Annotated in this window: 4 protein-coding genes and 1 pseudogene; 1 reads left to right on the top strand and 4 read right to left on the bottom strand. The window is 67.1% G+C overall.

Features of this window, described 5'->3' with window-relative positions:
- From Q427_RS21545 to Q427_RS21530, 4 genes are all read right to left on the bottom strand, one after another.
- Positions 1–488 (bottom strand): NAD(P)/FAD-dependent oxidoreductase (locus tag Q427_RS21545; protein WP_043517191.1); only part of this gene is annotated, 488 nt, incomplete at its 3' end.
- Positions 485–1,822: an NAD(P)/FAD-dependent oxidoreductase gene (locus Q427_RS21540; RefSeq protein ID WP_043517190.1), complete on the bottom strand. Its 1,338-nt coding sequence runs from the start codon at positions 1,820–1,822 to the stop codon at positions 485–487. The genes Q427_RS21545 and Q427_RS21540, both read right to left, overlap by 4 nt.
- Before the next feature lie 197 nt (positions 1,823–2,019).
- Positions 2,020–3,123 (bottom strand): CmpA/NrtA family ABC transporter substrate-binding protein, encoded by a 1,104-nt coding sequence (locus tag Q427_RS21535; RefSeq protein ID WP_231613837.1) that lies wholly within the window; start codon positions 3,121–3,123, stop codon positions 2,020–2,022.
- A gap of 15 nt (positions 3,124–3,138) precedes the next feature.
- Positions 3,139–3,738, bottom strand: coding sequence for an ANTAR domain-containing response regulator (locus Q427_RS21530; protein ID WP_043517189.1), 600 nt, complete (start codon positions 3,736–3,738; stop codon positions 3,139–3,141).
- A gap of 488 nt (positions 3,739–4,226) precedes the next feature.
- Here Q427_RS21530 and Q427_RS21525 point away from each other — a divergent pair.
- A pseudogene (locus Q427_RS21525) lies at positions 4,227–7,017 on the top strand (nitrate reductase).
- Positions 7,018–7,108: the final 91 nt, after the last annotated feature.

Raw genomic sequence — 7,108 nt, 5'->3', positions numbered from 1 at the left:
TCCAGGCCGAGCAGGCCGCCACCCACCACCACGCCGGTAGTGGCGGTCTCGGCCATGGCACGAATGGCGTCGAGGTCCTCCAGGGTGCGATAGACCAGGCAGCCTTCCCGGTCGTTGCCGGGGATCGGCGGCACGAAGGGGTAGGAGCCGGTGGCCAGCACCAGGCGGTCGTAGGCGTAGCGGCCCTGGGGTGTGGTCACTTCGCCCTTGTCGCGGTCGATGGCGGTGACCGCCTCGTGCAGGCGCAGGGCAATGCCGTGCTCGGCGTAGTACTCGGCGGTGGAGAGGGCCAGGGAGTCGGCATCGCGGCCGCTGAAATACTCGGAGAGGTGAACCCGGTCGTAGGCCAGGTGGCGCTCCTCACCGAAGACGGTGATCTCGTAGTGCTCGGTGGCGCCCTGCTCGACCAGCTGCTCGACCAGGTGGTGGCCGACCATGCCATTACCGATGACGATCAACTGGGATTTGGTGGTGTCAGGCGTGTTCATGCGGCCTCCTTCACGGGGCTTTCCGAAGAGTCTGGATTGGCGTGTTCATGGAGCAGGGCGTCGGCATCGGCAGCGCCCAGCAGCAGCGCCTGGCGGCAGGGGCCGAGGTCGGTGCCGGCCAGCGAATGCTCGAAGTACCAGGGGCCCATGGCGGTATCGCCGTAGAGCACGGCGCCGACGATGCGGCCGTCGTGCAGCAGCAGGCGGCGATAGTCGCCCTGCAGCGGGTCGCGGTAGGTGAGCACGTCGTGGTCGGGCTCCGCCTCGGTGGGGCCGAAGGCGTAGAGCGATACGCCGCTGACCTTGAGCTTGGTGGCACAGGGCGTCTCCACGTAGCCTGTGGTCGGTTCGCCGGCCAGATGGGCGGCCAGGACGTCGACCTGCTTCCAGATGGGCTCCACCAGGCCGAAGGTGTTGCCCTGGAATTCGCAGCATTCGCCCAGGGCATGGATGGCCGGGTCGGAACTGGTGAGGGTCTCGTCGACGACGATGGCGCGGTTGACCTCGAGCCCGGCCGCCTGGCCCAGCTCCCTGTTGGGCGTGATGCCGATGGCCACCACCACGCACTCGGCGGGGAGCCACTGTCCGTCGCTCAGCATGGCGCCGCTGACATGGCCCTGGTCGTCGCCGGTCAGGTGGTCCAGGCCGGCATCGGTGAAGATGTCGAGGCCGCGGCTGCGCAGCTCGGCTTCGAGCAGCCTTGCGGCGGTGATATCCAATTGCCGATTCATCAGCCGGTCGTCACGCTGGATCAGGCTTACCTGCATGCCCTGATTGTCCCGGCCCTGATTGTTCCGGCCCTGTTTGCGCAAGCCCTCGGCGGCTTCCAGGCCCAGCAGGCCGCCGCCGATCACCACGGCATTGCCGCCGGCATTCGCGGCGCGTGTCAGGGCGGCGGCATCGTTCAGGTCGCGGAAGACGTGTACGCCGGCCAGTTCCAGGCCGGGAATGGGCGGCATCGCCGGGCGTGAGCCGGTGGCCAGCACCAGGCGGTCATAGTCGAGGGTGCGGCCGGCGTCGGTGGTCAGGCGGCGCGCTTGGCGGTCGATGGTGGTGACCCGCTCGCCCAGTATCAGGTCGATCTGCTGGTCGCCGTACCAGTCGGCATCGCGCAGGGTCAGCGCCTCGCGTTCCATTTCGCCGGCCAGCAGCGGCGAGAGCAGGATACGGTTGTAGGCTGGCTGCGGCTCCTCGCCGATCACGGTGATGCGCAGCGAGAGGGAAGGCCGCTTGACCAGGGCTTCAACCAGCCGGTGACCGGCCATCCCGTTGCCGACGATCACCAGGTGCTCGAGCGCGGTCGGCCGGGGTGTGGAGTGCGACTGTGGGTGCATGTAGTGACACCTCCGAAGCGGGTAGAAAAATCAGCGGCACAAAAAGAAGACGCCCCGGTACGACCCCGCCTGGGGTGTACTGGGGCGTCTTCGCCCGATGCTGCTACTAATTAGCGACCGCCATTGATCGCGTAGTTGGCCAGTACCAATCAAGAAGCAGGCCAGAATCCCTTTTTCTCTGGTTTTGTCGTTCTATTTCAGATTCTTGTGGCTGTGTGTCCAGTTGAATTGTCGCCCTGTCGGCCGACCTTGGTCGGTCGCCTGCACGTCACTGGTGCATCGCCGCATCGAAATGCACAGGGGCGTAGCACTCGTGGAGGGTGGGGATGTCCAGGGCACGATCCAGGCGTCGCAGGGAGCGGTCCAGCTGTTCGGCAATGCGGCCCATGGCTTCGACGTCGGGCCGCAGGACACCAGGGCCGAACAGCCGCTGGTGAATCGGGGCGACACCCAGGGGCAGGTCGTCGAGATGGCTCACCGAGCGGTCCAGGTAGGGCGGCAGGGCGAGCCACACCAGCGCCTGGCGGCGGTTGTCGGGGGAGTCGGCGAGCCATTCGCTGGCTGCCACCAGCGCCCGGATCAGGGCGGAGAGGGTGGCGGGGGTAGTGGTGGGCCCAGGAGCGGGTCACGCCSAGCACCTTCTCGGGGTGGTCGGGCCACAGCTGGGCGCCGCTGGCCACGAGTCGGCCGACACCATAATGCGCGGCCAGGCTGCCCCAGGGTTCGCCGGCGCAGAAGCCGTCGACCTGGCCTTCGCTGAGCGCCGTCACCATGCGTGGCGGCGGCAGGACGACCAGCTCCACGTCGCGGTCGGGATCGACACCGCCCAGGCTCAGCCATTCCCGCAGCAGGTAGTGCTGGCACGAGAAGGGGTAGACCATGGCCAGCCGTGGGCGGCGGTTGGCCTGGCCGATCCAGGCACCCATGGCGCGGGCGCTGTGGGAGGGATCGCTGCCCAGAGAGGCGCCGCTCTGCTCGCAGAGTGCCGACGACAGCACGATGGCATTGCCGTTACGGCTCAGGGTGATGGGCGCCAGGGTGTCGCAGGGTGCGCGCTCCAGCCCCAGGCTCATGGCCAGCGGCATGGGCGAGAGCATCTGCGCGCCATCGAGCAGCCCGGCGGCCACCTTGTCGCGCAGGGTCGACCAGGCATTCTCCCGTGACAGGGATACCTCGACCCCCTGTGCGGAAAAGAACCCCCGTTCACGGGCGATGACCAGCAGCGCGGCATCCAGCAGCGGCACGAAGCCCAGGGTCAGATGGTTAAGCTCGGGTGTGGTGTGCATGTCCTGCGGAGTCATGAATCGGACCTCTGTTCAGTCAGGCGAGCGCGCATTCAGGCGTTCCAGGATATCGATGACGTTGTCGGCCACCTCGGCGATGCGCTGGCTGCGGTCCATGGCGAGCTTGCGCAGCATGCGGTAGGCCTGCTCCTCGTCGCAGTCCTGATGCTTCATCAGCAACCCCTTGGCGCGTTCGATGCGCTTGCGCTCGGTGAGCTGGTTGCGGGTCTTTTCCAGTTCGCGGCGCATGGACTGGAAGGCATCGAAGCGGGCAATGGCCACTTCGATGATCGCCTTGACCCGGCCGGGAATCAGGCCGTCGACCACATAGGCGCTGACGCCGACCTTGAGGGCGGCCTGAAGGATGTCCGGGTCGTGCTGATCGGCGAAGAAGACCACCGGGCGCGGGTTCTCGCGATTGAGCAGCGCCATGCTGTCCAGGGTGTCGCGGTCGGGGGATTCCATGTCGATGATCACCACGTCGGGCTGGTGCCGGGCGACCATCTCGTTGAGGCTGGCCGGGCTCGCCAGGCGACAGACCACACGGTGCCCCTCGGCCACGAGGGCCTCCTCGACCATGGCGGCGCGCACGACTTCATCATCAACCAGCAGAACATTCAGCGGTGGGGGCATGGCAGTCTCGCTAGTCACGTTGCATCTATACGCTGCAATGCAAGATGCATTCCAGATGCTGCTACAGACTGGTGTGAAGCAGAGGTCATGGCCCCGCTGTCGAGCCGCCCTTCCACAATGCAGCTTGTGCAGAGCAGGTTCACGCCAAAGTGAGATGAACCACATGGCATATCGCCCAGATAGTTGACCGGGCGCACGGGCGGGATTTCGGCACTACCGTGGTGCAGCATGGCCGTGGGGGCGAGATATCCTGGGGCAGTGGCTGGATAACAGGATCTCCGCCGGGCAGTCAGAGAGCCGTAATACCGGCAGAAGCCGGTGCATGGCACGAAGATTGCTTTTCCCTGTATAGAAAATGCTCAACGCTGGGCAAAGCAGGAATGAAGCGCCTATGGCGCTTCGGTGGCAACGACGCCCACCCGCCGTCTCTTAACGGAGCCGGCGGGTGGGCGTTTGCATTTTGCGAACAGGCGTCACAGGAGATCGTCATGCACCAGGCTCTAACCACTTGCCCCTACTGCGGTGTTGGCTGCGGCGTGCAGGCGGAAATCGACGGCGGGCGCATCATCGGCGTCAGCGGCGATACCGCACATCCGGCGAATTTCGGACGGCTCTGCGTCAAGGGTTCGGCGCTGCACGAGACCCTGGGGGAGCATGGCCGGCTGACGCGCCCCCGGGTCGACGGCGTGGAGGTGGATTGGGACACGGCGCTGGCCGCCGTGGCTGACAGGCTCCAGGCCACCCGCCGCGAGCATGGCAATCATGCCGTGTCGGCCTATCTCTCGGGCCAGCTGCTCACCGAGGACTATTACGTCGCCAACAAGCTGTTCAAGGGCTTCCTGGGGACGCCGCACCTGGACACCAACTCGCGGCTCTGCATGGCCTCGGCGGTGGCGGCCTACAAGCGCGCCTTCGGTGCCGACGCCGTGCCGTGCAACTACGAGGACCTGGAGGAGGCGGAGCTGGTGGTGCTGGTAGGTTCCAACCTGGCCTGGAACCATCCGGTGCTGTATCAGCGCATCAAGGCGGCCAAGCAGATCAACCCGCTGATGCGGGTGGTGGTGATCGACCCCAGGGTCACCGATAGTTGCGAGATCGCCGACCTCTATCTCGGCCTCGCTCCCGGCAGCGATGCGCGGCTGTTCAATGGCCTGCTGGCCTGGATGGACGACCGTGCCAAGCTGGACCGGGTCTACCTGGACAACCATACCCAGGGCATGGAGGAAGCCCTGGCGGCGGCCCGGGAGGACGATACCTCGCTGGATGCCATTGCCGCAGACTGCGACCTGGACCCGGAGCGCCTGGAAACCTTCTTCTACTGGTTCGCCAGCCACCTCCATGTGGTGACGCTCTATTCCCAGGGCGTCAACCAGTCCTCCAGCGGCACCGACAAGTGCAACGCCATCATCAACTGCCACCTGGCCGGTGGCAAGATTGGCCTGCCCGGGGCGGGGCCCTTCTCGATCACCGGCCAGCCCAACGCCATGGGCGGCCGCGAAGTGGGCGGGCTGGCTAACCAGCTGGCCGCGCACATGGATTACCACACGCCGAGCGCCCTCGAGCGGGTCACGCGCTTCTGGACGACAGCGTCGCTCGAGCCCACCCTGCCCGAAGCGCCAGGCCACAAGGCAGTGGAGCTGTTCGAGGCCATCGAGCGGGGTGAGGTGCAGGCGGTGTGGATCATGGCCACCAACCCGGTGGTGAGCCTGCCGGATGCCAACCGCGTGCGAGCGGCCCTGGCCAAGTGCCCGCTGGTGATCGTCTCCGAGTGCATGGCCGACACCGACCTGCTCCCCTACGCCGACATCGTGCTGCCGGCCTCGAGCTGGTCCGAGAAGGACGGCACCGTGACCAACTCCGAGCGGCGCATCTCCCGCCAGCGCGGACTCCTGCCGCCCCCGGGGGAGGCCCGCCACGACTGGTGGATCATCGGCGAGGTCGCCAGACGGCTCGGCTTCGGCGAGGCCTTCGCCTACGGGCATCCTTGCGAGATCTTCGACGAGCATGCCCGGCTGTCGGGCTACGAGAACATCCCGGGTGAGCCGGGGGCGCGGCTGTTCGACATCTCCGGGCTGGCCGGGCTCGATCGCGCCGCCTATGATGCCCTCGCGCCGATCCAGTGGCCGGTGACCCGGCAAGCCCCCCAGGGCACCGCGCGGCTGTTCGAGGATGGGCGTTTCGCGACCCCGGATGGCAAGGCTCGACTGATCGCCGTGTCGCCCAGGGGGCCGCGACAGGCCTTGAGCGAAGCCCGTCCGCTGCGGCTCAATACCGGCCGGGTGCGTGATCAGTGGCACACCATGACGCGCACCGCTCGTGCCCCACGGCTGATGAACCACCGTAGCGAACCGTTCATCGAGCTGCATCCCGATGATGCGCGCCACTACGGTGTCGATGACAAGGCGCTGGCGCGGCTCGAGGGCGCGGGTGGCGACTACGTTGGGCGCGTGCGGGTATCGAAGGCGCAGCGGCGTGGCGAAGTGTTCGTGCCCATGCACTGGACCGGGCGGTTCAGCGGTGCCGCCCGCATGGGCAGCCTGCTGGCGCCCTACTGCGACCCCATTTCCGGCCAGCCGGAATCCAAGCACGGGGCTGTGTCGATAGCGCCGCTGGCGCCCGGCTGGCAGGCTACGCTGATAGTCGCCGACGACCTGACGCTGGCTGAGGCATGGTGCGACGGTTCGCGCTACTGGGCCCGTATCCCGCTGTCCGACTGTGAGCGCTGGCAGCTGGCGGGCGGCAAGGAGGGTGCCGACATGCCTGACTGGCAGGCCTGGCTGGCGGAACATCTGCCGGTGGCGCCGACCCTGTGGTGTGAGGACCCTGGCGGTGGTCGCCTGCGTGCGGCAGGTATCGCCGATGGCAGGCTGCGCTGGTGGTTGATGGTGGGGCCCCCGGCGAGCTGCCCGGCCTGGCCTGGCTCGACGAGCGCTTCCAGGAGGCCGCCCGGGGCGAGCGCCTGGATCCGGCGCGCAGCGTCGCCTGTTGGCAGGCTGTGACGATGGCGCCGCCGACAGTGGGCCTGTCGTGTGCAGCTGCCACCAGGTCGGGCAGCGCACCATCCGCGACGCCATTCGCGATGGAGACAACAGCGTCGAGGCGCTGGGCGCCCGGCTGGCCTGTGGTACACAATGTGGTAGCTGCATTCCCGAGTTGAAGTCCCTGCTTGAAGAAAGCGCTGAAGAATGTGTCGAAGTCAGTACCGAAGAAGAAAGTGCCGAAAAGGAGAGGTCCCATGGGGGCGCTGAGCCGAAACCTGAAAACATTGCTATCGCGTGACGGCCTGAGTGCGGGTCTGGCACGGCTCGGCTTCGGTCGCTCCTTCAACTGCCTGGGCGACGCCAGGGCGTGTGGCAGCATGCCGTCCCTG

The sequence above is a fragment of the Halomonas sp. BC04 genome (assembly GCF_000568385.1).
This window is presented reverse-complemented; position numbering and strand designations above follow the sequence as displayed.

What these genes read in the sequence shown, in the direction of transcription:
- Q427_RS21540 (WP_043517190.1), bottom strand. Translation starts at nt 1,822, where the DNA reads ATGCACCCACAGTCGCACTCCACACCCCGGCCGACCGCGCTCGAGCAC.
- Q427_RS21530 (WP_043517189.1), bottom strand. Translation starts at nt 3,738, where the DNA reads ATGCCCCCACCGCTGAATGTTCTGCTGGTTGATGATGAAGTCGTGCGC.